22 protein-coding genes and 2 pseudogenes are annotated in these 22,546 nt (G+C 72.1%); 9 read left to right on the top strand and 15 right to left on the bottom strand.

All coding sequences use genetic code 11. The features are described 5' to 3' along the window. The first annotated feature begins 53 nt into the window (after positions 1–53). The 4 genes from VG296_RS04480 to VG296_RS04465 are packed head-to-tail and all read left to right on the top strand — an operon-like array spanning position 54 to position 3,093. On the top strand, positions 54–461 hold the full coding sequence (locus VG296_RS04480; RefSeq protein ID WP_325563344.1) for an RNA-binding S4 domain-containing protein: 408 nt from the start codon (positions 54–56) through the stop codon (positions 459–461). 57 nt (positions 462–518) lie between these two features. Then, a complete protein-coding gene (locus VG296_RS04475; protein WP_325563343.1) occupies positions 519–1,307 on the top strand; it encodes a class III extradiol ring-cleavage dioxygenase in 789 nt (262 codons plus the stop codon). Between the two features lie 45 nt (positions 1,308–1,352). After that, positions 1,353–1,865 carry a GNAT family N-acetyltransferase gene (locus VG296_RS04470; protein WP_325563341.1) on the top strand — a complete coding sequence of 171 codons (513 nt, stop codon included), beginning with the start codon at positions 1,353–1,355 and terminating at the stop codon, positions 1,863–1,865. A gap of 34 nt (positions 1,866–1,899) precedes the next feature. Then, complete coding sequence (locus VG296_RS04465) at positions 1,900–3,093, top strand: pyridoxal phosphate-dependent aminotransferase (RefSeq protein ID WP_325563339.1); 1,194 nt, start codon at positions 1,900–1,902, stop codon at positions 3,091–3,093. A gap of 29 nt (positions 3,094–3,122) precedes the next feature. Here the strand turns inward: VG296_RS04465 and VG296_RS04460 are convergent, their stop codons facing one another. Continuing rightward, positions 3,123–4,124: an asparaginase gene (locus VG296_RS04460; RefSeq protein ID WP_325563338.1), complete on the bottom strand. Its 1,002-nt coding sequence runs from the start codon at positions 4,122–4,124 to the stop codon at positions 3,123–3,125. A gap of 71 nt (positions 4,125–4,195) precedes the next feature. On the opposite strand from VG296_RS04460, the gene VG296_RS04455 reads away from it, so the two are divergent. Next, on the top strand, positions 4,196–4,642 hold the full coding sequence (locus tag VG296_RS04455; RefSeq protein ID WP_325563337.1) for an RpiB/LacA/LacB family sugar-phosphate isomerase: 447 nt from the start codon (positions 4,196–4,198) through the stop codon (positions 4,640–4,642). A gap of 31 nt (positions 4,643–4,673) precedes the next feature. Here the strand turns inward: VG296_RS04455 and VG296_RS04450 are convergent, their stop codons facing one another. The 9 genes from VG296_RS04450 to VG296_RS04410 form a co-directional block, all read right to left on the bottom strand. Then, on the bottom strand, positions 4,674–6,044 hold the full coding sequence (locus VG296_RS04450) for an MATE family efflux transporter (protein WP_325563336.1): 1,371 nt from the start codon (positions 6,042–6,044) through the stop codon (positions 4,674–4,676). Positions 6,045–6,096: 52 nt separating this feature from the next. Further along, a complete protein-coding gene (locus tag VG296_RS04445) occupies positions 6,097–7,497 on the bottom strand; it encodes an NAD(P)/FAD-dependent oxidoreductase (RefSeq protein WP_325563334.1) in 1,401 nt (466 codons plus the stop codon). Between the two features lie 174 nt (positions 7,498–7,671). Then, a complete protein-coding gene (locus VG296_RS04440) occupies positions 7,672–8,889 on the bottom strand; it encodes an MFS transporter (protein WP_325563332.1) in 1,218 nt (405 codons plus the stop codon). Between the two features lie 224 nt (positions 8,890–9,113). After that, positions 9,114–10,097 carry a GNAT family N-acetyltransferase gene (locus VG296_RS04435; protein WP_325563331.1) on the bottom strand — a complete coding sequence of 328 codons (984 nt, stop codon included), beginning with the start codon at positions 10,095–10,097 and terminating at the stop codon, positions 9,114–9,116. Positions 10,098–10,308: 211 nt separating this feature from the next. Then, positions 10,309–11,361: a tyrosine-type recombinase/integrase gene (locus VG296_RS04430; RefSeq protein ID WP_325563329.1), complete on the bottom strand. Its 1,053-nt coding sequence runs from the start codon at positions 11,359–11,361 to the stop codon at positions 10,309–10,311. Positions 11,362–11,400: 39 nt separating this feature from the next. Then, the gene (locus VG296_RS04425; RefSeq protein WP_325563327.1) at positions 11,401–12,927 is read right to left on the bottom strand and encodes a response regulator; all 1,527 of its coding nucleotides are present in this window, start codon (positions 12,925–12,927) and stop codon (positions 11,401–11,403) included. Continuing rightward, on the bottom strand, positions 12,924–13,361 hold the full coding sequence (locus tag VG296_RS04420; RefSeq protein ID WP_325563325.1) for a response regulator: 438 nt from the start codon (positions 13,359–13,361) through the stop codon (positions 12,924–12,926). Before VG296_RS04420 ends, VG296_RS04425 begins: the two co-directional genes overlap by 4 nt. Further along, positions 13,358–14,782: a sensor histidine kinase gene (locus VG296_RS04415; RefSeq protein WP_325563323.1), complete on the bottom strand. Its 1,425-nt coding sequence runs from the start codon at positions 14,780–14,782 to the stop codon at positions 13,358–13,360. The genes VG296_RS04420 and VG296_RS04415 overlap by 4 nt, the downstream gene beginning before the upstream one ends. Positions 14,783–14,854: 72 nt before the next feature. Further along, positions 14,855–16,189 carry a hypothetical protein gene (locus VG296_RS04410; RefSeq protein WP_325563321.1) on the bottom strand — a complete coding sequence of 445 codons (1,335 nt, stop codon included), beginning with the start codon at positions 16,187–16,189 and terminating at the stop codon, positions 14,855–14,857. Between the two features lie 154 nt (positions 16,190–16,343). On the opposite strand from VG296_RS04410, the gene VG296_RS04405 reads away from it, so the two are divergent. Further along, a complete protein-coding gene (locus tag VG296_RS04405; RefSeq protein ID WP_325563319.1) occupies positions 16,344–16,748 on the top strand; it encodes an Hpt domain-containing protein in 405 nt (134 codons plus the stop codon). 117 nt (positions 16,749–16,865) lie between these two features. After that, positions 16,866–17,756, top strand: coding sequence for a glycosyltransferase family 2 protein (locus VG296_RS04400; RefSeq protein ID WP_325563317.1), 891 nt, complete (start codon positions 16,866–16,868; stop codon positions 17,754–17,756). A 102-nt stretch (positions 17,757–17,858) separates the two neighbouring features. Here VG296_RS04400 and VG296_RS04395 read toward each other — a convergent pair whose 3' ends face one another. From VG296_RS04395 to VG296_RS04385, 3 genes are all read right to left on the bottom strand, one after another. Beyond that, complete coding sequence (locus VG296_RS04395; protein ID WP_325563315.1) at positions 17,859–18,596, bottom strand: response regulator transcription factor; 738 nt, start codon at positions 18,594–18,596, stop codon at positions 17,859–17,861. Positions 18,597–18,604: 8 nt separating this feature from the next. Beyond that, on the bottom strand, positions 18,605–18,922 hold the full coding sequence (locus VG296_RS04390) for a histidine kinase dimerization/phospho-acceptor domain-containing protein (protein WP_325563313.1): 318 nt from the start codon (positions 18,920–18,922) through the stop codon (positions 18,605–18,607). A gap of 238 nt (positions 18,923–19,160) precedes the next feature. Continuing rightward, entirely contained in the window at positions 19,161–19,418 is a 258-nt protein-coding gene (locus VG296_RS04385) for a hypothetical protein (protein ID WP_325563309.1), read from the bottom strand. 276 nt (positions 19,419–19,694) lie between these two features. Here VG296_RS04385 and VG296_RS04380 point away from each other — a divergent pair, with 276 nt between their 5' ends. Continuing rightward, positions 19,695–20,252 carry a potassium channel family protein gene (locus VG296_RS04380; RefSeq protein WP_325563307.1) on the top strand — a complete coding sequence of 186 codons (558 nt, stop codon included), beginning with the start codon at positions 19,695–19,697 and terminating at the stop codon, positions 20,250–20,252. A gap of 68 nt (positions 20,253–20,320) precedes the next feature. Here VG296_RS04380 and VG296_RS04375 read toward each other — a convergent pair whose 3' ends face one another. Then, positions 20,321–21,100 carry a DUF2252 family protein gene (locus tag VG296_RS04375; RefSeq protein WP_325563305.1) on the bottom strand — a complete coding sequence of 260 codons (780 nt, stop codon included), beginning with the start codon at positions 21,098–21,100 and terminating at the stop codon, positions 20,321–20,323. A 46-nt stretch (positions 21,101–21,146) separates the two neighbouring features. On the opposite strand from VG296_RS04375, the pseudogene VG296_RS04365 reads away from it, so the two are divergent. Further along, positions 21,147–22,192, top strand: a pseudogene (locus tag VG296_RS04365) (MFS transporter); the annotation flags it as partial. Positions 22,193–22,383: 191 nt separating this feature from the next. Here the strand turns inward: VG296_RS04365 and VG296_RS32710 are convergent. Continuing rightward, positions 22,384–22,546, bottom strand: a pseudogene (locus tag VG296_RS32710) (response regulator transcription factor); the annotation flags it as partial.

The raw sequence follows: 22,546 nt of genomic DNA, 5'->3' as shown, positions 1-22,546 counted from the left end.
TCTCGAGGCTACAGGCGCACACGGCGTCGGAGGTATCGGTTAACGTCGTGGGCATGGCCGAGAACGGGACGAGCAACGCGGCGGACGGGGGCGGGCCGGGCTCCGTGCGGCTGGACGCGTGGATCTGGGCGGTGCGCCTGGCCAAGACGCGCTCGCAGGCGGCCGACGCGTGCAAGGGCGGGCATGTGCGGGTGAACGGGGAGAAGGTCAAGCCCGCGCAGCCGGTGAAGGTCGGCGACCAGGTGCGGGTGCGCCGCTCGGACGGCTGGGAGCGGATCGTGACCGTGACGAGGCTGATCTCCAAGCGGGTCGGCCCGCCGGTCGCGGCCCAGTGCTACGTCGACCAGAGCCCGCCGCCCCCGCCGCGCGAGTTCGCCGGCCCGGTCGCGATCCGGGACCGGGGCGCGGGCCGTCCCACGAAGCGGGAGCGGCGCGAGGTGGACCGGCTGCACGGGCGTTGACCCCGGTCCCGGGCGTGTTCCGGGAATAACCCGGGTCCGCGGCGTCTTCCTGCTGGCATGAGTGAGCAGAGCCTGGATGCCGTGCGGATGCCCGCGATCTATCTGAGCCACGGGGCGCCGCCGCTGGCCGACGACGCGATCTGGCCCGGCCAGCTGGCCGCCTGGTCGACCGAGCTGCCGCGGCCGCGCGCGCTCCTGATGGTCTCCGCGCACTGGGAGGACGCGCCGCTCGCGCTCGGCGCGGTCGAGACGATCCCGCTGGTCTACGACTTCTGGGGCTTCCCTGAGCACTACTACCGGGTGCGCTACCCGGCCCCGGGTGCGCCCGCCCTGGCCGCGCAGGTCCGCAAGCTGCTCACGGCCGCCGGACGCCCGGTGCAGGACGTGCCGGACCGCGGCCTGGACCACGGCGCGTATGTGCCGCTGGTCGAGATGTACCCGGAGGCCGACGTGCCGGTGCTGCAGATCTCGCTGCCGAGCCTCGACCCGGCCGAGCTGTACGAGATCGGGCGCCGGCTCGCGCCGCTGCGCGAGGAGGGCGTGCTGATCGTCGGCAGCGGCTTCTTCACCCACAACCTCAGGGCGCTGAGCCGCGACGGATCGGTCGCGTCCGTGATGAGCGAGTTCGACGCGTGGGGCAGGGAGACCCTCGCGGCCGGGGACGTCGACGCCCTGCTAGACTTCGAGCACAAGGCTCCGGCCGCGCACGCCGCCCACCCGCGCACCGAGCACTTCGCGCCGCTGTTCGTCACCCTCGGCGCCGGCGAGGCCGAGCTTTCCACCCAGCGCAGCGTCATCGACGGGTTCTGGAACGGCCTGGCCAAGCGCTCCATCCAGGTCGGATGACCCTCTCGGACACCCCCTCCCATTTCGTGTCAATAGGCTGACGCCATGACTGTTTTCAGCGTGCGCCACGCCGAATCCGACGACGACCGGGCCCTGCTCGAACGCCTCTGGCAGCTGTTCCGGCACGACATGTCCGCCTACTCGCGCCAACTCCCGCGCCCGGACGGCACGTTCCGCTCCGAGCGGCTGCGCGCGGCGTTCACCGAGCCCGACTGGGCCGCGTACCTGTTCCGGCTGCACGGGCACCCGGCCGGGTTCGCGCTCGTGCGCAACCTCACCGGCCCCGGCCCGATCGTGCTCAACTCGTACTTCCTGGTCAACGCCGCACGCCGGCAGGGTCACGGCCTTCCGGCGGCGCTCGAGGTGGTCCGCCGCCATCCCGGCGACTGGGAGGTGGCGTACCAGGACGCGAACACCGCGGCCGTGGCGTTCTGGCCTCGGGTGGCCCGGGCGGCGGGCGGGGACGGCTGGAAGCTGGAGCACCGGCCGGTCCCGGACAGGCCGGAGGTCCCGGCCGACGTGTGGATCTCCTTCACCGTCCCGCCTACTACAGTGTGACGGAATCTTCACGGTGATATGAGGGAGCCGCCCGATGACCGCCCGTCCGCCGCTCAACCGGAGCCTCGCCGAGTTCGGCACCACGATCTTCGCCGAGATGTCGCAGCTCGCGGTCGAGACCGGGTCGATCAACCTGGGCCAGGGCTTCCCGGACACCGACGGGCCCGCCTCGATCCTCGAAGCGGCGCAGCGGGCGATCGCGCAGGGCCGCGGCAACCAGTACCCGCCGGGCCCGGGCATCCCGGAGCTGCGCCGCGCGGTCGCCGAGCACCGCGCCCGCAACTACGGGCTCGACTACGACCCGGACCGCGAGGTGCTGGTGACGGCCGGGGCCACCGAGGCGATCGCGGCGGCTCTGTTCGGGCTGCTCGAACCGGGCGACGAGGTGATCGCGCTCGAGCCGTACTACGACTCGTACGCGGCGTGCATCGCGATGGCCGGCGCGCGCCGCGTGCCGGTCACCCTGCGCCCGGACGGCGACCGCTTCGGCCTGGACCTGGACGAACTGCGTGCCGCGGTGACCGACCGGACGCGGCTGATCCTGCTCAACACGCCGCACAACCCGACCGGCACGGTGCTCGGGCGCGAGCAGCTGGCCGCGATCGCGGAGCTGTGCGTGGAGCGGGACCTGTACGCGGTCACCGACGAGGTCTACGAGCACCTGGTGTTCGACGGCGGCGCGCACCTGCCGCTGGCGACGTTCCCGGGGATGCGGGAGCGTACGGTGTCGATCTCGTCGGCGGGCAAGACGTTCTCGGTGACCGGCTGGAAGGTCGGCTGGGTGTGCGCGAGCCCGGAGCTGACCTCGGCGGTGCGCGCCGCGAAGCAGTTCCTCACGTACGTCAGCTCGGGTCCGTTCCAGTACGCGGTCGCCGAGGCCCTCGCCCTGCCGCCGGAGTATTTCGCGTCGTTCACCGCGGACCTGCAGGCCAAGCGGGACCTGCTGGGCGCCGCGCTCGCGGACGCCGGGTTCGGGGTGATGCGCACGCAGGGCACGTACTTCATCACCGCGGACATCAGGCCGCTCGGCTTTACCGGGCAGCAGGGCGCGGACGGCGCGGCGTTCTGCCGCGCGCTGCCGCACCGCGCCGGGGTGGTGGCGATCCCGAGCCAGGTCTTCTACGACCACCGCGAGCAGGGCGCGCCGTACGTGCGCTTCGCGTTCTGCAAGCGGCCCGAGGTGCTCACCGACGCCGCGTCCCGTCTCAAGGCCCTCGCCGCGCGCTAGCCGAACACGGCAGCCGCGTTCGTCGCGCGTCAGCTGTGCTCTGCGAACGCGCGGGCGATCTCCTCGCCTGTCGCGCCCGCGGCGAGCAGCAGCCGCAGCAGTACGCGCGCCTTGTACGGGTGCAGCAGGCCGGCGTTGATCAGGCCTCTGTTCTGCAGGTCGATCTCGGAGCCGGGCGCGCTGTAGGTGTGCCGCAGCACGGGTCCGGCGCCGGCGCGCGAGGTGAGCACGACCGGCATCCGGGCGGCGAGGTCGGTGAGCGCGGGCACCAGGCGCCGGGTCACGTGCCCGGCGCCGAGCCCGGCCACGATCAGGCCCTGGCAGCGCTCGCGGATCCCGTCGAGCTCGTCGCCCTGCTCGTCCAGGACGGCCGTGTGCAGCCCCACGCGGACCCGGTCGAGCTGTTCGGCGGACGGAATCGGCAGCGGCGTGCGGCGCGGCGGGACGGTCAGGATCCGGACGCGCTCCTCCTCGAGCCGTCCGATCGGTCCGGCGTCGGGGGAGGCGAACGTGGCGGTGCTGGTGGCGTGCGCCTTGCGGACCCAGCGCGCGGCGTGCAGCTCGTCGTTGAACGCGACGAGCACGCCGAGCCCGCGCGCCTTGGGTTCGGCGGCGGCGAGTACGGCGGCGAGCAGGTTCGCGGGGCCGTCGGGTCCGGCGAGGGTCGGGTTGCGCATGGCGCCGGTGAAGATCAGCGGTTCGGGGTGCGGCCAGACGAGGTCGGCGAGGTACGCGCTCTCCTCCAGCGTGTCGGTGCCCTGGGTGACGACGATGCCGCCCGCCCCGGCCCGCACCGCCGCGGAGGCGCGCTGCACGAGGTCGAGGACCTGCGCGAAGGTCAGGTCCGCGCTGGGGACGCGCTCGATGTCCTCGACCTTGAGCGGGACGCCGGTTTCCGCCAGGCCGGGGACGTCGGAGGCGAGGTCGGCGCCGCCGAGCCGGGCCACCAGGCCCACCCCGCTGCCGTCGCCCACGGTCCCCGCGATGGAGATCGTTCCGCCGAGGGTGTAGAGGACGACCTCGTCCGCCATGGCAGTGCCTTTCCGTTGAACATGAACGTCGGACACCCTACCGAAGCGCACGGCGCGTTACGCTCACCGGTATGCGCATCTCGGTGGCGGCCGACAGCCTGGACGGCGTGGCAGGTTCGATCCCCGGCGCACTGGCCGCGCTCGGGCACGCGGTGACCGCGCACGGCGCGCTCGCCGGGGGCGCGTCCGAGACCGACCCGGCGGCCGTCTGGTCCGCCTGCGCGCGGGCCGCCGCGCTCGATGTGGCCGAGGGGCGCGCTGACCAGGCCGTGGTGGCCTGCTGGACGGGGACCGGCGTCTCGATCGCGGCGAACAAGGTCGCGGGGATCCGGGCCGCGCTGTGCACGGACGCGGCGACGGCGGCCGGGGCCAGGCGCTGGAACGACGCGAACGTGCTGGCCCTGAGCCTGCGCCTGACCTCGGAGCAGGTGCTGGCGGAGATCTTCGAGGCCTGGTTCGACACGGACCCGAGCCCGGAGACCGGGGACATCGCCGCGATCAGCCTCGTCGAACCCTGACCCGATGCCGGCCGGGACTCGACCGACTGCCCTAGCTCTGAACGTGCGCGCCGACGCGCATCCAGGCCGCGCCGCGCGCACGCGACCACAGGAACCCGAGCCGAGTGAGGGTGAACAGGCCGACCGCGAGCCACAGCCAGGTCAGGTCCCCACCGCCGCCAAGTACGAGTCCGAGCGCGACGAGGAACAGCGCGGTGCACGCGAGTGACGCCCACGCCAGGTACACCGCGTCGCCCGCACCGATCAGCACCCCGTCGAGCACGAACACGACTCCGGCCGCGGGCTGGAAGATCGCGGCGACGATCAGCACCGGCATCAGCGCGTGCGCGATCGCCTGATCGCTGGTGAAGACCCCCGCCAGGACCGGGCTGAGCGCGGCCAGGCCCAGGCCGGTGATGATCCCGAATCCGAGCCCCCATCGGTTCATCCGCGCCACGACCTGCCTGGTCTGCTCTATGCGTCCGGCGCCCAGCTCGTGCCCGACCAAGGCCTGCGCCGCGATCGCGAGGGCGTCGAGGGCGAGTGCGAGGGTGAACCAGAGGTTCGAGGCGATGGTGTTCGCCGCGAGCGCGACCGTGCCGAGCCGTCCCGCGCCCCACACGGCGGCGAGCAGGTAGACACGCAGGCCGATCGTGCGCACGAACAGCGCGAAGTTCGCCGAGAGCGACGCGCGGATGGCGCGCGTGTTCGGGCGCGGGGAGACGCCCTCGGCGCGGCACGCCTTGACGACGATGTACGCGTACGCGGCGGCCATCGCCGTCTGCACGGACGCGGTCCCGGCCGCGGAACCGGCGATGCCGAGCCCGCACGGGTAGACGAGGATCCAGTTCAGCAGCGTGTTGGCGACCGCGGCGACGGCCGCGACCAGCAGCGGGGTGCGCATGTCGAGCAGGCCGCGCAGCAGCCCGGTGGCGGCGAGCACGAGCAGCATGCCCGGCAGTCCCAGCCCGCTGACGCGCAGGTAGGTCGCCGCGTACGGTGCGGCCTGGGCTCCGGCGCCCAGCCAGCGCACGATCGGGTCCGCGCCGATCACCCCGACGATCGCGAGCAGCAGCCCGAGCCCGGCCGCCAGGTACAGTCCGTCCACCCCGCGCGCCAGGCCCTCCGTGCGCCGCCCGGCGCCGATGAGCCGGGAGACCTGCGCGGTGGTGCTGTACGCCAGGAAGATGCACACGTTCACGAGCGTGTTCAGCGCGGCGCCCGCGGTGCCGAGACCGGCGAGCTGCGCCGGGCCGAGGTGGCCGACGATCGCGCTGTCGGCGAGCACGAACAGCGGCTCGGCCAGCAGCGCCCCGAGCGCGGGTATCGCCAGGGCGAGGATCTGCCGCCCGGTCACGTGCGACGCGTCGACGACGGCATCCGTCTCGGCGGAGTCGGGATCGGAGTCGGTGGCGGCTTCCATGCCATGGATGATGCCAGGCGCCGCCGACAGTAGTGAAGACCGCCGGCGGCTATTACTCGACCTGTTCGCGGCCGTCCGACTCCAGGCCCTCGATGATCCCGGCGATGTGCTCCGGGTCCGGGTACATGTCGGTGAACTCGTAGCCCGCGAGGGTGCGCGGCCGGTCCATGCCCATGTCCACGCGCAGCAGGTCGTCTCCGGCGACGCCGTGGCTGACCCAGTTGCCGAGCACGCGCAGCCGGGAGCGCAGCGAGTGCATCGCCATGATGTGGTAGCCGCGGGTGGCGATCTGCGCGGGGATCCCGGAGAGCGGGATGCCGAGCGGCCTGGCCACGGCGCGCGGCCCGCCGAGGTCGACGACGAGCCCGAGGTCCTTGTGGAAGTACTCGCGCAGCGGGCGGCCGCCGATCGCGGCGACCACGTTGTCCGCCGCGACCTTCCCCTGCCGCATGGCGTGCTGCGCGGTGGGCGGGCAGACCGCGCCCTGCACGCCGTCGCGCTGCTTGGCGAGGTCCGGCACGGCCGCGCAGTCGCCGAGCGCGAACACCCCGTCCCAGCCGGGCAGCCCCATGTCCGCGCCGACCACGAGCCGGCCGTGCAAGGTCTCGCCGAGCCCGCGCACCAGCGGCGAGGCCGCGACCCCGGCCGTCCACACGAGCGTCTCGGTCGGGATCGTCGTGCCGTCCGTCAGCTTCACCTCGGTGTCGGTCACGGCCGCGACCGAGGTGCCGAGCTTGAAGGTGACACCGCGCTTGGCGAGCATCCGCATCGCCACGCCGCCGAGGTCCTCGCCGAGCTCCGGCATGAGCTTGTCGGCCAGGTCCGCGAGCGTCCACGAGATCATCTCGGGCTCCAGGCCCGTCAGCCGCCGCGCCGCGTTCGTGGTCAGCTCCAGCAGGCACGCGCAGGTCTCGGTGCCCGCGTAGCCGCCGCCGACCACCAGGAACGAGCAGCGCCGCCGCTTCTCCTCCTCGGTGTTGGCCGCGGCGGCGAGCTCGAGCTGCGCGATCACGTGGTCGCGCAGGTTCAGCGCCTGCTTGAGCGTCTTCATCCCGCGCCCGTGCTCCGCGAGCCCCGGGATGTCGAACGTGCGCGTGACCGAGCCGGGCGCCAGCACGAGATAGTCGTACTTGACCGCCTCGTCCTCCCCGGTGATCTTCTTCACGTACAGCGTCTTCGCGGCCAGATCCACCCCGAGCGCGCCGCCGGGCACCCGGACCGTGTGCTTGAGCAGCCGCGCCAGCGGCACCGCCACCGAGGACGCGGCGAGCACCCCGGAGGCGACCTGCGGCAGCAGCGGCAGGTAGAGCGAGCCCGAGGTCGGGTCGACGAGCAGGATGTGCGCCTTGTCCGGCGGCAGCCGCTTCTCCAGCCGCCGCACGCACGCCAGCCCCGCGAACCCGGCCCCCACCACGACGATCCGCGGCACTCCCGCCGCCTGCGTCTGCGTCATCGCCCTCGCCGCCTCCAGTCCGTCACCGCGCCCGCTGCCGTCGCACGCGTCGTGCTTGCTTCAGCCTCGCCCGTTCGGCCCCGCCGCGCACCCCGGGCTGCGCCCGACGGGGGAGTAACTGCGTTCGACGGTCGTGCGGTCGAGCGGGCGGGCGCGGTGACCGACCGGTGGCGGCTATTGGATCCTGGCGGGCCCGAGCGGCTTCCAGGCGCAGACCGCGACGACGAGCATGACCGCCGCCGCGATCCAGAACGGGGTGGTCAGCCCGACGCTCTGGGCGATCAATCCGCCGGCGAGCGTTCCGATGGCGGCGCCGCCGAGGTCGAGGAGCAAGCGGACGCTGCCGACCCGGCCGCGCAACTCGTCGGGGACCCGTTGCTGGTAGAGCGTCGAGGCGACCGAACCCCACACCATCGTGTGGATGCCGAAGAGGACCAGCACGCAGGCGGCGATCCACACGTGGGTCGTCGCGGCGAGCGCGGCGTGCGTGAACGCCTCGATGAACAGGCCCACACGCAGCAGCGTGGAAGCGCGCACGCGCTGTTTGAGGTGGCGGACCGAGACGGTGCCGAGGGTGCCGCCGATCGCGAACGTCGTCAGCAGCACGCCGTACCCAAGGCCGGTCACCCCGAGGCGTCCGCGGACGTAGAGCACGAACACGGCGAACGCGGCGCAGAACGCGATGTTGCCGATGCCCATGCTCAGCGAGAGCGTGAGCAGCACGCGGTGATGCGCGAGCCAGCGCGCCCCGGTCGTCACGTCCGTGCGCAGTCTGGTGCGCACCGCGGCCACGGCCGGTTTCGCCGTCGCCTGGATCGGCCGCAGCGTCGCGATCAGCGCGGCGGCGACGGCGAAGGTCAGGGCGTCGGTGGCGAACGGTGCTCCGACGGCCAGGGCGAAAAGCCAGGCGCCGAGCGGCTTGGCCAGGAACTGGTTGCCGATGTTGAAGGTGAGCGACAGCCGCGCGTTGGCCTCGGCGAGCCGGTCCTTGGCGACGATGGCCGGTATCAGGGCGCCGCCGGCGTTGTCGGCGAGGGTGTCGGCGGTCCCGAGGGTGAAGAAGACCGCGTAGATCAGCAGGAGGTTCACGGCGTTCGACGCCGCGGCGGCCGCGAGGGCGGCGAGCGCGGCCGCACGCGCGAGGTTGACGGCGACGATCAGTCGCCGCCGGTCGACCCGGTCGACGTAGACGCCGCTGATCAGGCCGAACAGCAGCCAGGGCGCCTGCTGGCAGAACACTGCGATGGCGACGGGCACCGGGTCGCGGGTGAGGGAGGCGACGAGCATCGGGCCGGCGGCCAGGGTGATGCCGTCGCCGATCGTGGATATGGCTGATGCGGTCCACAGCGTGCGGAATCCCGCGCCGAGCGGCGCGGAGTTTCGGGCGTGCAAAGATGGCTCCTCGGTGGAGAGAACGGTCGGATTGCATCCGTGTCCGTCTCGCCGAGAGAGCTGTGACGCAGCTCAGAGGTCTGCGGCGGGCGCGGTCAGCGCGCCCGAAGCTCCCGCGGCGAGGCGGTGACCGTGTCCGTGCCGAGGCGCATGCCCACTCCCGTTCCCTGTCCGGTGTTCCGCAGGCAACGTAGTGCGCGCCGCGCCGGTGGCGCTACGGGATATCAGCTCGCCGAGAACACCAGGCGGCGGGCGTGGTTGCGGTATCCGACGAGCAGGAACGCGTCGGCCATCGGCTTGTTCACCAGGTCGGTGTCGGCGCGGATGGTGGTGGCGTCGGCTTCGGCGACGAGGATGCGGGTGATCTCGGCGAGGATGGCGTGGACGTAGCCGCGGCCGCGGTGCTCGGGCAGGACGCCGAGGTAGCCGACGACCGGGAGGACCGGGTTGCGCGACGGGACGCCGAAGCCGACCAATTCGCCGTCCCGGTTGACCGCGACGCGCCACCACGAGCGTTCGCCGAGCATCTTGTCGCGCAGGTGGACGAGGTCTTGGCGGGCCTGCTCCGCGGCGCCGATGTGTGCGGCTTCGCGGGTGGAGGTGGTGTCGAGAGATCCGGTCAGTGCGCGGGTGAACAGGTCGACGAACACGGCGTCGTCCGGTTCCGGGCGGAACTCCAGGTCTGTGACCGGCTCGATGAGGCCGTCCGCGGTCGTCCATTCGAAGCGCAGCCGCTCGAGCATCGTGCCGAGGCCGGCTCGTTCGACGGCCTCGCGGCGCCAGGTCAGGGCGTTGAGGACGTCGGGCTGGTCGCGCCAGTCGCTGGGGATGAAGACGTGGTGCTCGGGCGGCTCGGCCTGGCCGAATTCGTCGGCGAAGGCCTGGTGCCCGGCGGCGAGCAGGTTCGCGGCGAGGGCGACGCGTTCCGCACCGGTCCCGAGGGATTCGTGGACGTAGACGGCGTCGAGCGCGGCCGGTTCCGCGGACCCGGGCATGGCCCACCAGACGGCGACGGCGAGCACAGCGCCCGCAGCGTCGGCGGCGATCCACGTGCGGGCGTGGCTGTACTGGCCGTCTGCGAGGTAGCTCTGATAGCGGTCCGCGGTGAGCGGGCACGCCGCGTCGCGCTGGACGAACGGGAGGATCCGGTCGAGGTCGGCTTCGACGCTCGGGCGGAACGTGATGCTGCGGGAATGCTGGGAATGCAAGGTCGCCTCCGGGGCACGGTGCTTTGGTGCGATGCGGGAGGCGCTGCCGTTCCGGTCCGGTGGCTAGCGGACTCCTGGAAGAGCCGCGGATGCGGAGGGAGGCGCCGGGAGAAGTGTCGTCATCTCGGGCCTCCTTCCTTCGGGCGGCCGTGCCACCACGGGCCGCGTCGTATCGGACGCGGGCAACGATAGGAGGCCGGACGGATCGCGGTCAACGCAATTGCGTCGAGGACTGCGCTGACAAGCCGTCACCCTCAGCCGAGTCCGTGCCCGTGGCCCGGCGCAGCGCGCGGGAGGTTCTCGACGCGCGGATCGCGTTGCGCTGTTCGCGTGCGGTGGCGTCGATGTAGTTCTGGCTGGTCGTCAGGGAGGCGTGGCCGAGCAGCCGCATGATCTCGACGGCGGAGGCGCCGTCTTCGGCGAGCCGTGTCGCGAAGGTGTGGCGCAGGGCGTGCACGGAAGCGCCGCGTGGGACCTGGCCGGACACTCCCGCCTCGCGGTACGACCTCGACACGAGGTACTGCAGGGCGCCTCGCCCCATCCGGGCGCCGTCGCCGCCGACGAACAGGGGGTCGGACCGGCCGGGTTCCCGGCCGCCGAAGCGGGTGGCGCGGGAGGCCAGGTACTCGTCGATGACGGCCTCGAGTTCCGGTTCGACCGGGACGGCGCGCTCCTTGCCGCCCTTGCCGCGCACGGTCAGGATCCGCTCGCCGGTCCGTCCGCCGACCGAGGAGACCGTGAGCTCCAGCAGTTCGGTGGACCGCAGGCCCGCGCACAGCAGCACCGCCAGGACGGCGAAGTCGCGTTCGGGCCACGGCGTGCGGCGGCGGGTGTGGTCGGCGGGCGCGGCGGCGGAGGCCAGGATCCGTTCGGGGGTGTCCTCGCCGCGCAGCGGCTTGGGGTAGCGGTGCGGGGCCTTGGGGCGCCCGACCGAGCCCATCGGGTTGCCGGGGGCGAGTTCGTCGGCGACGAGGAAGGTGAAGAACTGGTTCCACACCGACCAGGCGCGGCCGATGGAGGACGCGGCGCGCGGCTCGGCGTACGCGGCGAACGCGGCCCGCAGCGTCCGGCCGGTCACGGCCGCCAGCTCCAGGTTCTCCGGCTCATCGCGGCCGGCCTGCTTCGCGAGCAGCGCGCCGATGCCGGCGAGGTCGCGGCGGTAGGCGGCGATCGTGTTCGCGGACTGTTTGAGGGCCGCGCGCGAACGCAGGAACTCCTCGACCGCCTCGGCCAACGACAGCCTGCTCTCCGACGTGGACTCCATGCCTCGATTGTGCCAACAAGCGTGATCCGGCGGCGTGTCTCACGCGATGTCAGGCGCGCCGCCGAGCACTTGGGCGACGGCGTGCATCAGCGCGTCCTTCGTGAACGGCTTGCGGATCAGGGCCATCCCCTCGGGAAGTGCCACGCCGTCCGGCAGCGTCCCGGCGGTGTACCCGGACATGATCAGCACCGGCAGGTCGGGAATGTGGGTGCGGGCGGCGCGGGCGAGTTCGATACCGCTCATCCCGGCCATCACCATGTCGGTGACCAGGGCGTCGAACGGCCGCCCGTCCCGCTGCCGGATCAGCTCCAGCGCGGCGACGGGGGTGGGCATGCACACCGCCTCGTAGCCGCCGCGGCGCACCATCACGCCGACGAGGTCGCGCACGGCGTCGTCGTCCTCGACGACGAGCAGGTGCTCGCCGTGGCCTGGTTCGGGTCCGGATTCGGCCGCCTCGCGGTCGCCGGCCGGAACCCGGTGGGCGGGCAGGTCGATGCGCACGGTGGTGCCGCCGCCGGGCCGGGAGTAGAGCGCGATGTCGCCGCCCGCCGCGGTGACCACGCCGTACGCGGTCGACAGGCCGAGGCCGGTGCCGGCGGCCTTGTCCGTGGTGTAGAACGGCTCGAACGCGTGGCCCTTGACCTCCTCGGACATCCCGCCGCCGGTGTCGGCCACGCAGATGCGCACCATCGCCGCGTCACCGGGCACGTTCGCGGTCTGGATGGTGAGCCGGCCGCCGTGCGGCATCGCGCGCCGGGAGTTGGAGACGAGGTTCAGCAGCAGCCGTTCCAGTTCGCTGCGGTCGATGTGCACCGGCCACAGGCCGTCCGCGAGGCGCGAGGTGAACTCGACGTCCTCGCCGATCGCGCCGCGCAGCACGCGCTCGGTGTCGGCGACGACCTCGTTCGCGTCAAGGGTCTCGGGATCGAGGGGTTCCTGGCGGCTGAAGACGAGCAGGTGCCGAGTCAGTTTCGCGCCGCGTTCGGCGAGGGCGCGGATCACGGTCAGCCCCTCGCGGTGCGGGTCGTCGTCGGCCATGTCGGCCAGCGCGAGGTCGGTCTGGCCGAGGATGACCGTGAGCAGGTTGTTGAAGTCGTGCGCGATGCCGCCGGCGAGGCGTCCGAGCGAGTCGAGCCGTTCGGCCTGCCGCAGCTGCTGCTGCAGGGCGCGGTGCTCCCGGCGTTCGTGCGCCTGCTGCAGTTCGCGCCCGACGACGGGCACGAGCCGGGTCATCCGGTCCTTCAGGACGAAGTCGTGGGCGCCCGCGCGCACCAACGTCGCGGCCTGTTCCTCGCCGATACGGCCGCTGACCAGGATGAACGGCAGGTCGTAGCCGCTTTGCCGCAGCAGTTCCAGCGCGTGCTCGGCGCCGAAACCCGGCATGTGGTAGTCGCTGATCATCAGATCGGGGGTGCGCTGGCGCAGCGCCTCGGCGACCTGTTCGGCGCGCTCGGCGCGCTCGTATTCCACCTCCAGGCCGCCGCGCCGCAGCTGGGTCGCGATCAGCAGTGCGTCGTCGTCGCTGTCCTCGCAGATCAGTACCCGGATACGCGGCCCTGTGGTCACGGCGCGGCGCCGGTGTGCGGACGCGGTTCGTTGACCCGCAGCCAATAGGTCGCCAGCGTCCGTACGACGGCGACGAACGTGGTGAACGACACGGGTTTGCACACGTAGCTGTTCGCCCCCAGCCGATAGCCCTCGAGCACGTCGCGCTGCTCGCGCGAGGTGGTGAGGATGACGACCGGCACGGTGCGGGTGCGCGGGTCGGCGCGCAGCCGGTAGAGCACTTCGAGGCCGCCGACCTTCGGCAGGTTGATGTCGAGCAGCACGAGCGCGGGATGGATCGCGGGCCCGTCCGCCGGCAGCAGCGCGTCGAGGCAGGCCTCTCCGTCCGGCACGGCGATGATCGGGTTGTCGAAGCCGTTCTTGCTGAACGCGCGGCGGGTGAGCAGCACGTCGTCGGGGTTGTCCTCGGCCAGCAGGATCGGGGCGTCGTTCATCGCGGACCGCCTTCCGCCGACCCGGGCGGGCGTTCGGGGAGCACGAACCGGAACACCGCGCCGCGTTCCGGATGCCCCTCGGCCCAGATCCGTCCGCCGTGCCGGTTGATGATGCGCCCGACGATCGCCAGGCCGATGCCGCTTCCGGCGAAGTCCTCGTTCGAGTGCAGGCGCTGGAACGGCACGAACAGCTTGTCGGCGTAGCGCATGTCGAAGCCGGCGCCGCTGTCGCGCACGAAGAAGGAGCACGCGCCGTCGGGCAGCCGCTCGGCGCCGACGTGGATCAGCGCCTTGTCCTGCTTCGCGGTGAACTTCCACGCGTTCGAGATCAGGTTCTGCAGGACCAGCTCCAGCAGCGCCGGGTCTCCCGTGGCGCGCAGCCCGTCCTCGACGATCAGCTCCATCGGCCGGTCCGGATCGGTGTCCGCGGCGCGCAGATCGGTCAGGATGCGCTGGGCGATCGCGGTCAGGTCCACCGGCCGCCAGCTCAGCTCGGCCCGGGTGGCGCGGGAGAGGGTGAGCAGGTCGTCGATGAGCCTGCTCATCCGGGAGGTGGCCGCCACGACGCGGCCGAGGTAGTCGCGGCCGGTCGGATCCAGCCCGCGGCCGTAGTCCTCCAGCAGCAGTTCGCTGAATCCGGCCACGGCGCGCAGCGGGGCGCGCAGGTCGTGCGAGACGGAGTACGCGAACGCGTCGAGTTCCCGGGTGGAGGCCTCGAGCTCGGCCGTGCGCTCGCGCACCCGCGTCTCCAGACCCGTGTTCAGGCTGCGGGCCTCCTCCTCGACCCGCTTGAGGTCGGTGATGTCCGTGGAGATCCCGCAGATCGCGTAGTGGCGTCCTGAGGGGTCGGTGATCGGGTATTTGACGGTGATGTACGTGTGCGGCCCGTCGCTCTGCGGGGCGGTCTCCTCGGCCTGGATCGCGCCGCCGCTGGCCAGCGCCTTGAGGTCGTTGGCGCGGAAGTCGGCGGCGACCTCCGGCGGGAAGATGTCGAAGTCGGTCATCCCGACGATCTCCTCGCGCTTGACCCCGAACAGCTGCTCGAAGCGGCTGTTGACCAGCAGGTAGCGGCCGTCGGCGTCGCGCATGTAGATCACCGCGGACGAGTTGTCGATGACCTGGAGCAGGCGTTTCGCGTCCTCGTCCGCGCTCACCCGGGCGGTCTCCGAGCGCAGCAGCGCCATGCGGCTGCGCGCGGCCGCGCCGAGGGCGAGCAGGCAGATCGCGCCGAGCGCCAGCGCCTCGGCGAACGGCGGCAGCGAAAGCAGCGGGGAGCGGTGCGACGCGTCGTCGTGCGCGCGGATCGCCAGGGCCAGGTCGAGCAGGCACACGACCACGACCGCGGCGACGACCAACGCCGTCGGTGTGAGCGCCGAGCGGAGGCCGGCCCGCGCTCCGGTCGTGCCGGGACGCTGGCGCATGGCTGCGTCGCCTCATCTCGTGAGATGGAGGGAACGTATCCACTCTCTTCCGTCGATCGCCGCACGGCAACCTCAATGCCGAAACTGCCGGTCCTCGCCGGCGAACCGGACGGTGGGCAGTTGTTCGGCGAACGCATCCGGGTCGACCCCGCAGTACGCGGCCACCTCCCGCTCCGGCAGCTTCCCGACCGCCCGCAGCACGTGCTCGCGCCGGGCCCTGGCGAGCCGCACGAGCAGCGGTTCCTCCATCCCCGTCGTCCCGCGCCGGTTGGAGACCAGCTCGCGGTCGCCGATCCCGGCATCGTCCCGCGCACGCTGCGGCTTGAACAGGTACTTCTCGGTCAGCCGCAGGTGCACGCCGCCGAACACGGCGTTCGCCGCGAGCAGCAGGTACCAGGCGGCGAGCGCCGGGGTCTCGCCGAGCAGGCCGCGCATCTGATCGCCGGTCAGCCCGGCCAGGCCCGCCGCGTCCGCGCCGAGCGCGCGCAGCACGCTGCGGGGCACCGGCTCGCGCAGCATGTCGCGTTCCAGCGCGTCGCGCTCGTCGCCGAGCAGGCCGGGGAACACGTGGCGCACGTGCCGGCCGTAGTCGGGGAAGTCGATGCCGAGCAGGAAGTCGCGGCGCAGGAACTCCGGATCCTGCGCGCCGGTGGGCGGCACGTCGCCGATCGCCCAGTGCACGGCGAACTGGCGGAAGACGTCCATGAAGTGCTCGGTGCGCAGCCCGCCGTGCTCGGGATCGCGCACGGCGAAGTCCCGGTTGAACCCGATCAGCGCGTACATCAGCCTCGTGGCATCCAGCGCCCGGGCCGCTCCCTCGGGGCTCATCGGGTCGATCGCGCCGTCGGCGACCGGGTCGAGCGCCCGGTTCACGGCGGCTTCCAACGCCTCGGACTTCTTCAGCAGCTCGAAGAACGTCACCTCGCCCGGGTCGTCGGTGTAGGTGCGGATCCGCGCGTCCGGGAACGCGCCCGGCAGTTCGGCGAGGGTCACCCCGTCGTGCTCGACGAGCGTGGTCGGCGCGTTCCACCGCACGAGCGACGCGTAACTGTCGCGCGGCGGATGACCGGTACCGGTGACGTAGGCCAATCGGGTGAAGTACTCGACGAACGGAGCCGCCTCCGGCCCCGCCCGCAACCGCCGGAAAGACTCCTCCGGCCGCGCCTTGCGCGCCGCATCCGGCTCCTGATAATGCCGGGCCACCGACGCCCCGGCCAGGCCGAGCAGCACCAGCACGCGCCGCGCCTCGACCGCCTCGAAGTCCTCGGGCCGGGGGAGTTGGTCGAGGACCTCGCGGGTGAACGCACCGCTCAACTCGTCCGGCGCCGCGGCGCCGGCGAGCACCGCGCGATTCAGGCGCGGCAGATCCGCGAGCGTCCATGCGTTCCAGCGTTCCCAGCCGGCCATTGGGGGAGCCTTCCCAAGACACCTAGATGTCCATGGTGACACCCGGGCGGTTCTTGAGCAGAAGATGATCCGGCGCAGACTTCCCCTTCGCACTGCCGCCCGACGCTGGGCGGGTAGCCCCTTGCGAACATGAGAACGGAAAGGGCGTGCGCCAATGACCGGACCCGCGCGCCGTCCGAGACCCGACCCTGATCCCGAGGTCGGGGCCGTCAGCCGGGCCCAGCTGGCCCGGGTGCGGGAGGACGTCGGCGAGGCCTCGCTGCGCCACTACGTCAGCGCCTACCTGGAACTGCTGCCCGGCAGACTGGACCGCATCGACCTGGCGGTCGCCGCCGCGGACAGCGCCGAGGCCAATCGCGTCATGTTCGACCTGCGAGCCGCGAGCGCGATGCTCGGCGCCCGCCGGCTGCCGTCGCTGCTCTCCACGCTGGAGACGACGCTCGGTGTCGGCCTGCCGATCGCGCCCGCGCAACTGGCCGTGCTGCGCTCCGAGGCCGACGCCGTGGCCGCCGCGCTGCGCCGGCTGTTCGGCAACAGCCTCGGCCAGCGGTCGGATTGACGAAACCCTGATCAACGCTTGAAAGCCGCTGGACGTTCGAAACGCAAGCTCTCCGTAAAGGCTCAGTTAACCGCTGGTAAAGCCCCGGTGAGCTGCCGACGGGCGGGAAGGAAAATCATGTATCTACGAAGGGCCGCTACGGTCACAGCGGCAACACCGATGTTCGCGCCGTCCCCGGCCGCCACGCTCCCCATCCGCGAGCTGGCACACCACGACCACCCCGGCGTCACCCGCCCGCTGCCGGCGACGGCACCACGCGTCAGTGTCGTGATACCCGCCCGCAACGAGGCGCGCAACCTCCCGATCGTGCTCTCCGAACTGCCCATCGGCCTGTACGAGGTCATCCTCGTCGACGGCGCCTCCGTGGACGGCACCATCCGCACCGCCCGCCGCGTCCGCCCCGACATCAGAGTCCTCAGACAGACCGGCACGGGCAAGGGCAACGCGCTCGCCTGCGGAATCCTCGCCGCCACCGGCGACATCGTCGTCACCCTCGACGCGGACGGGTCCGCCGACCCCGCCGAGATCACCGACTTCGTCGCAGTGCTCGTCGACGGAGCCGACTACGTCAAGGGCAGCAGGTTCCTGCCCGGCGGCGGCAGCACGGACCTGACGCTGCTGCGCCGCGCCGGAAACGCCGCGCTCGTGTTCCTGATGAACCGCGTCTACCGCACCGGATTCAGCGACCTGTGCTACGGCTACAACGCCTTCTGGACCCGCTGCGTCGACTCCCTCGACCTGGCGCGGATCGCCGCGGCCGAACCGACCTTCGGCGACGGCTTCGAAATCGAGACGCTGCTCGCCGCGCACGCCTGCACGGCCCGGTTGAGCGTGGCCGAGGTCGCCTCCTTCGAGCGCGTCCGCCGCTACGGCGAGAGCAATCTGCGCACCTGGCGCGACGGCCGCAGGGTACTGAAGGCGATCCTGCGCGAGCGGCGGCACGCGAACGAACGACCCCAGCCGCTCGAGACGCTCGTCACGGCCCAGGAGTCCGCCGAGAATCTGTGACGGCGAGCACCGCTCCGAACCATCATTGAACGCGCCCCCGGCCGGCCGCAGGGCAGGGCAGCCGACCCGGGGCGCGGAGCCGTTCACCCGGATCACGCGCCGCTACCCGGCGGCGGTCCCTTCGCCGTTGCCGAACCGGTAACCGACGCCGCGCACGGTCTGCACCCAGCGGCTGCTGCGACCCGTGTCGCCGAGCTTGTGCCGCAGGTTCGCGATGTGCACGTCGATCACGTGGTCGTCGCCCGGCCAGTCCGTGTGCTGCACGACCCGCGCCAGCGTGTCGCGCTCCCACACCCGGTGCGGTCGGCTCATCAACGCCGCCAGCAGATCGAACTCGGTGCGGGTCAGCCCGACCGGCGCCCCGTCGAGCGTCACCTCGCGGCTCTCCCGGTCCACCCGCAGCTCGCCGATCCGCATCACGGACCCGGCGTGCGGCTCCGCCCCCGGATCCTCCAGCCGCGGCCGCCGGAACAGCGCGCCGACCCGCGCCCGCAGCTCCCGCGGCGAGAACGGCTTGACCATGTAGTCGTCGGCACCGACCTCGAGCCCGATCAGCCGGTCGGTCTCCTCGTCCCGCGCGCTGAGCACGATCACGTACGCGTTCGTGACCGCCCGCAGCTGCCGGCACACCTCGATCCCGTCGATGTCCGGCAGCGTCAGATCCAGGGTCACCAGGTCGGGGGAGAGCTGCTTGGCCAGTTCGAGCCCGCGCGCCCCGCTCCCGGCCCCGGTCGCCTCGAACCCCGCCTGCCGCAGCGTGTCGCACACCAGCAGGCAGATGTCCGGCGCGTCCTCGATCACGAGCGCGGTACGCGGCCGCGGCTCCGTCCCTGCGTCCATCCGCTATCTCACCCCCGACCCGCCGAGGCTCCCGGCTCCAGGTCCTCGACGAACTCTGTCAGCCGCGTCATCCCGGCGGCCACGATGCGCAGCACGCGCTGCTGCTCGACGGTCAGCGGCCCGAGCGAGCCGTCCGTCACCAACTCCAGGTAGCCGAGCACCGTCGTCAACGGGTTGCGCAGCTGGTGCGAGAGGGCACTCAGCAGCCCGGCCATGCGCGCATCGAGCGGGCTGAGGGCCTCCACCAAGGCCACCGTCGCCCGCGACTCGACACTGTTGGCGGTGAGGCCCGCGCCGGCCTCGCCCCGCCGATCATCTCCCACCACTCGACCAGGCTAGTTCCCCGTGGGCAACCCAGCCAGCCGAATGCGAAAAGATCACGGCGAGATGCGAGGGGAGCACCGCGAACGGCCCGCGCCGCCGAAGCGCTGATCCGGGCCGGGTCGCGGTGGCGCCTGGGCCGGCGCGCTGCCGAGCACCGCCGCCGCCGGGAGAGCGCCCGCGAGGGCAACGCCGGTTCCCACCCTGTTCACAGCTCCTCGAATATTGACGACCATGGCTTGATCAAACGTCTGATAGGCGGGCGCGCAGTCTGGTGATGACGCGCCCGGGGCCGCGGGTGCCCACGGCCTTGCCGAGGAGTCGGCCGCCGGGGAAGCGCAGTCCGCCGCGCGCGGCGAACCTCGTGGCCTCGCCGTCCGGCGCCGCGGCCATCCCGCCGACGACCAGGCGGCTCTGCATCAGGCACCAGCCGGGCTCGAGCACGACGTGGAACGCGCCCCGGTTGCCGAACAGTCCCCGGGCCTCGGCCTTGAGGCGCACTCCGCGCGCGGGAAGATCGACGAAGCGAGGACGACGCCGGGTATTTCGGGCAGATTCACGACGGACTCCTGCATCAGGCGGATTCGTGCTCTCGCCAGGCCAGGAGGGGCCGCTTCCGCGATCGGTTCCCACCGGTCCCACCGGATTCACCTGCTCTCGGGGCGGACCGAGGCCTGTGTCTCACCGGTGTCACCCTTCAGGGCTAGCCCTGGTCGCGGTGGCCGCGGCGATGGGATCTGCTGAATGACGTGGTCCCGTCGACGAGGAGCCCCGGCTATGGCCAGACCCTCCCGCTCCGAATCGGCGAGCACGCTTCGCAGGCTGCTGCATCACCTGATCCCCTCCAGGCCGTGGGTGGCCGGCGTGCTCACCAGCACCGCGCTCATCACGGTGTACTACGTCATGCCGTTCGCGCACTTCCAGGGCAAGCGACCGGTCCTCGGGTGGTTCTTCCTGGTCACGGCGCTGCTCCTGGTGGCGGCCCTGACGGTGACCCAGGCGGTCTCCGCCGCACGGGGCGTTCCCTGGGCGATGGGCTTCGGCCTGCCGGTGGCCGTCTGCCTGGTGCTCGTGGTCTTCTCGGCGATCTACTTCGTGGCGGCGCGCGGCCCCGGCGCGTTCGCGGGCCTGTCGACGAAGACGGATTCGCTGTACTTCACGATCACGACGCTGTCCACGGTCGGGTACGGCGACATCCACCCGGTCGGCCAGGGACCGAGGATCGTGGTCACCGTCCAGATCCTGTTCGATCTGGTCCTGGTCGGCGGGGTGGCGGGCAGTCTTCGGCGCGGCGCCGGACGGCGGCTCGAGGGCCGCGGAGATTCCGGCGGATGAGCCCGTCGCGGCGCCGCGGCTCCGCCCAAGGCCGATCCGAGTCGCGTCAGACATGCGTCTGACCTGCGTCAGAGTCCGGACTGCACGGTGATCCGGCCGTCGCGTTCGGCGTTCTTGAGCTCGGCGTAGTCGCGCTCGTTCTGGTCCGCGTAGGCCGCGGAGAAGCCGGCGATCGCGTGCGCGAACGTGGTGTCCTGGCCGAGGTAGGCGGCGATGGCCACGCGGTCGCCGGAGCGTGCCTGGGCGCGGGCGAGCGTCCAGCCGCACATCTGGCCGTACTGGGCCACTCCGGACGGTATCGCGCCATCGAGCTCGAAGGACCCCTTCCAGTCCGCGAGCTGGCACACGTGGAAGTCGCGGGTCTTCCCGTCGATCCCCTCCGCCGACTCCCAGCCCAGGAAGATGTCGCCGGCCGCCTGCATCAGGCGCTGCCCGGCCACCACGCGTTCGCCCTCGTTCCCGAAGCGCGAGGCGCTGATTCCGCCGTACTCGGCGAGCACCGACCGCTGAGCCTCCTTGACCTGGAGGAAGAGCGGATCGTCGTCATCGCTTCCGCGCATCAGCACGATCCAGCACCGGGTGCCCACGCTGCCGATGCCGACCACCTTGCGCGCCATGTCCACGAACTCGAACGCCTGCACCAGCACCCGCAGGTCGGGCTGGAGCGTGTGCTGGCAGCGGGCCAGCAGCCCGCGCAGCTGCAGCTCGAACTGCTCCAGCGCCGCATCGGGCAGCAGATCGTCCACGATCGCCGTCAGCTTGTTGAAGGACCGGTATCGGTCACGGGTGCGGGCCTTGGCCAGCGTCCGGTCGAGCGTCTTCCTGCTGCGCTTCCTCAACTGCGCCACGAGGTCCGCGGACAGCTGGCCGGCGTCGGCGGCCGCGTACTAGAGGCAGCTGTTCATCACGCTCTTCCTGCTGGTCATGGCCGCGCTGATGATCCCGTGCGGCACGCTGACCGACCGCTACGGCCGCAAGCGCTGCTTCATGGCCGGGCTGGTGGTCTACGGCGTCGGAGCCGCACTGAGCGCGGTCGCACCCGGACTCGGGGTGCTGACCGTCGGCAACTCGATCCTGGAGGGGGTCGGCACGGCGCTGCTCATCCCGCCGGTCTACATCCTGACAACGGTGCTGTGCAGGGACGTCACGTCCCGGCGAAGGCGTTCGGCGTCATCATGGCGATGGGCGGCCTGGGGGCCGCGGCCGGGCCGCTGATCGGCGGGCTCATCACCTCGGCGCTCAGCTGGCGGGCGGCCTTCGGCTTCCAGGCCCTGGTGATCGCCCTGATCATCCTGCTGAGCCTGCGGATCTCCGACCCGCTCCCGCCCGATCCGCGCCACTCGTTCGACCTCGGGGGCGCCGCGCTGTCGGCGGTCGGCCTCATCCTCGTCGTCATGGGGATCCTGGCCGCGAGCACCAACCTCTGGCTGACTCTCGGCCTGATGCTGGGAGGAGCGGCCGTGCTGGCGTGGTTCATGCTGCGGGTGCGCGCCCAGGAACGCGCCGGCAAGGAGCCGCTGATCTCCAGTTCCCTGTTCCGCGTCCACGCCTCCAACCTCGGCCTGATCACGCAGAACCTCCAGTGGCTGATCCTCATGGGAGGCTCGTTCACCGTGGCCGCCTACCTGCAGGTGGTGCGCGGCTACGATGCCATCCAGACCGGCGTGATCTTCACGACGGCGACCGTCGGCCTTCTGGCATCGTCGCTGCGTGCCGAGCCGCTCTCCCGGCGCTGGTCGCAACGCGGCCTCATCATGGCGGGCTTCACCGTTGCGGTGGCCGGAATCGGCGTGCTCATCGGCATGGTGAGCGGTTTCCCGAGCCCCTGGGCGTTCGCGCCGGGGCTGCTGCTGATCGGAGTAGGGGTCGGGTTGATGCTGACGCCGTCGGTCAACCTGGTGCAGTCGGCCTTCCCGGAGGAGCGGCACGGCGAGCGTTCCCGGAGCTGGACGGCGTCTTCGTGCCGAACCAGACCATACTCTTCGGCCAGATCATCGACGACGCGCACCTTTACGGACTGCTCAACCGCTTCCAGGCGCTCGGGCTGCGCGTCACCGAGATCCGCCAACTGCCGGACTGACCCCGCGGGTCCGGCGCCAGCTGATCCGGGCTCAGAGCAGGTGCAGCCCGGCGCCCGGCGCCCGGCCTCGCCGCGGCGGCTGGCCACGAGCTTGCGGTTGATGCTCTTCAGATGCGTTTTCACCGTGTTCACCGAGAGGTAAAGGTCTGCCGCGATCTCCTCGGCCGACATCGGCTCCGCCGCGCGAGCCAGCACGTCGTGCTCGCGTGCGCTC

It is taken from the genome of Actinospica sp. (assembly GCF_035552695.1).
Lineage (GTDB): Bacteria > Actinomycetota > Actinomycetes > Streptomycetales > Catenulisporaceae > Actinospica.
Note: the sequence above shows the minus strand (reverse complement) of the source record. Positions and strands in the feature narration are given on the sequence as shown.